The 2,512-nt window shown below is 72.5% G+C and carries 3 protein-coding genes; 1 reads left to right on the top strand and 2 read right to left on the bottom strand.

What is annotated here, in order from left to right:
- Nucleotides 1–179 precede the first annotated feature (179 nt).
- A complete protein-coding gene (locus B2P18_RS06400; protein WP_286957095.1) occupies nt 180–1,154 on the top strand; it encodes a LysR family transcriptional regulator in 975 nt (324 codons plus the stop codon).
- Here the strand turns inward: B2P18_RS06400 and B2P18_RS06395 are convergent.
- Together B2P18_RS06395 and B2P18_RS06390 are read right to left on the bottom strand one after the other, a co-directional pair.
- Complete coding sequence (locus B2P18_RS06395) at nt 1,091–1,660, bottom strand: hypothetical protein (RefSeq protein WP_286957093.1); 570 nt, start codon at nt 1,658–1,660, stop codon at nt 1,091–1,093. The two genes, B2P18_RS06400 and B2P18_RS06395, sit on opposite strands and share 64 nt — an antisense overlap.
- Nucleotides 1,661–1,671: 11 nt before the next feature.
- A partial coding sequence (locus B2P18_RS06390; RefSeq protein ID WP_286957086.1) for a C39 family peptidase occupies nt 1,672–2,512 on the bottom strand: 841 nt, incomplete at its 5' end.

Here is a 2,512-nt window from a genome sequence, read left to right as displayed (position 1 = left end):
TCTGCACGCGACGCCAGGCTGGAGGACCGGCAGCGTCATCTGGGTGGGTTGCTACATGAAACCTACTCTAAAGATTTTTAGAGTAGGCCCCACGCGGCTCCGGGCAGAGCGGATCCACGACGGGCATGCAAGACCCAGGAGTGTGGCGCAGGTCACATCCACAGGTCTAGCGTGGGGACGTGGAGATCCAGCTCGTGCGATCCTTCCTCGCCGTGGTGCGGACGGGGTCCGTGACGGCGGCGGCGCGCGAGCTCGGCTACTCTCAGCCCGCGATCACCGCTCACCTCAACGCTTTTGATCGCCAGGCCGGCGGCTCGGTGCTCGAGCGTGGCCGGGGCGGCGCCATACTCACTCCGCTCGGTGAGCGCATGCTCCCCCGAGCCGCGCGCGTGGTCGCCGAGCACGACGCGCTCCTCGCCGAGGCGTCCGACGCGGGCGGGACGGGCACGCACCTGGTCGTCGGCTACGCGACGTCGACGATCCTGCCGTATGTCGAGCGCCTGGCGCAGATCGCCGCCCGGGCCCTGCCGCGGGTGCGGCTCAGCCTGGTCGCGCTGGAGCGGCCCGCCCAGATCGGCAACGACCTGCTCGCCCACCTCGTCGACCTGCAGGTCGTGCCCGGTCCGCTCGACGACCCCCGGCTCGTCTCGCGGCTGCTGCACCCGCTGCGGGTGGGGGTCCGGGTGACGGCCGCAAGCCCTCTGGCCCCCATGGCGAGCGTGCCGCTGGAGGTGATCCTCGGTCGACCGCTGCACCGCTTGGAGGGCGTCCCTCTGGCGTGGGACCGCTACTGGTGCGCGTGGATCGGCCACGGCGGTCCGCCCGAGCCCGGTCGCGACGTCGGGACGTTCGCCGAGTGCCTGTCGACGATGCAGGATCGGCGGCACGTGATGATCTGCCCGTCAGCGCCGTTCGTGGTGCCGCCGGCCGGAGACGTGTGGCGCCCCCTCACCGGCGTCGGCGAGGTCTGGCTCGAGATCGCCCACCGCGCCAACGACCACCGCCAGGCGGTCCGGGCGGTGGCCTCGTTGGCTCCGGCGACGGTCCGGTCGGCCCCCTCGGCGACCGTTCCCACCGCTGACGAGCCGGGTCAGGGCTGGGGAGCCTCGACCACGGTGGCGGCGAGGGTCTCGAGGGCCTCCGCCATCGGATAGGGCCGCCCCGCCTCGAACGCCGGCGGCGTCGGCTCGCTCGGGATCACGACGTCGCGTGAGGGGTCGGCGTCGTCGTGCAGCCACAGCCCCATGAAGAGGCACGCCGGCACGCGCAATAAGCGTTGCTCCAGCGGAGCTCCGCCGCCGAGCTCGTCGTCCAGGCCCCGCGCCGCCTCGCTCAGCCTGGCGACGCCCTGGGCGAGGTCGCCATACGAGACCTGCCGGACCTCGGGCGACGCATCCGCCCGCACGTCCAGCTCGGCCAGCGCGGTCAGCCCGGCGCGCTGCACGACCGCCAGCCAGCCGATCGGCACGACCTGCGACAGCGCGTCGCCGGAGCGGAGGGCGTCGGCACCCAGGTGGTATGCCGGCCACGACGCCTGGGGTGCGGCACCGCCTGCCTGGTCGTCCACGGGTTCCTCCGTCCGGGCATCGATGAGATCGGTGACGGTGCCGGCGATCTCGTCGCCGAGGCCGGGCGGTGGTTCGGGCACGTAGGTGCTCATCGGCATACCTCTCAGCGTGTCAGGTAGGTGTGGGTCACCGAGCCGGTGCCCAGGTAGGAGCTGTGGAGCGTGGAGAGCCGCACGTCGGACGCGCCGGACCAGGGGTCCTCGACCCCGACGAACTGGTCCACCGCGAGGTAGCCGTCGACGACGACCGCGTGGCCGCCCCCACCGCTCCACTCGATGCGCACGCCGACCGGCCGGCCCCCGTCGATCTCGCCCCGCACGGTGTCGAAGCTCGGCCGCGACTCCGAGAAGCTCGCGAGGTGGCCGGCCGCCCGGATCGCGGCGCCCAGCCCGGTCTGCTGGTTGCACGGTCCCGCGCCGCCGGTCGCCGTGCAGCAGTCGGTGCGGCTGAGGTAGGTGTTGGCGAACGTGCACTGCATGAGGTTGGCGCCGTAGAAGTTGGCCACGCTGACCGCGACCGCGCACCAGCACCAGTTGGTCTGCTGCTGGTGCTGCACGGTGAAGGCGAGCCGCCGCCAGTCCAGCGGCGGATGCTGGGAGCCCCGCGGGCGGTCGAGCAGCACGATGTCGGTGACCACGTTGAGCGGCGCCCCCCACGCCACGTCCACGACGAACGTCACGCCGTGGTTGGCGTCGTAGGGCGGGCCGTGCGGCGTGACGTTGCGGACCGTGATGGTCGCGTCCCCGACGAACCGCTGCGACGTGGTGGGCGCCGCGCCGTTGGGCGTGTACTCCGACGCCGTCACGTAGACGGCCGAGTCAGCGTCGACCTGGTCCCAGTTGATGTTGAGCGGGACGCGACCCTTGAGGCCGCGCCAGTACTTGCGGATCGCGACGTCGCTCATGGCGTCCCGATCCAGACCGGGGGACTGCTGCAGGGGTAGG

Source organism: Arsenicicoccus sp. UBA2120 (assembly GCF_002330965.1).
Lineage (GTDB): Bacteria > Actinomycetota > Actinomycetes > Actinomycetales > Dermatophilaceae > Arsenicicoccus > Arsenicicoccus bolidensis.
Note: the sequence above shows the minus strand (reverse complement) of the source record. Positions and strands in the feature narration are given on the sequence as shown.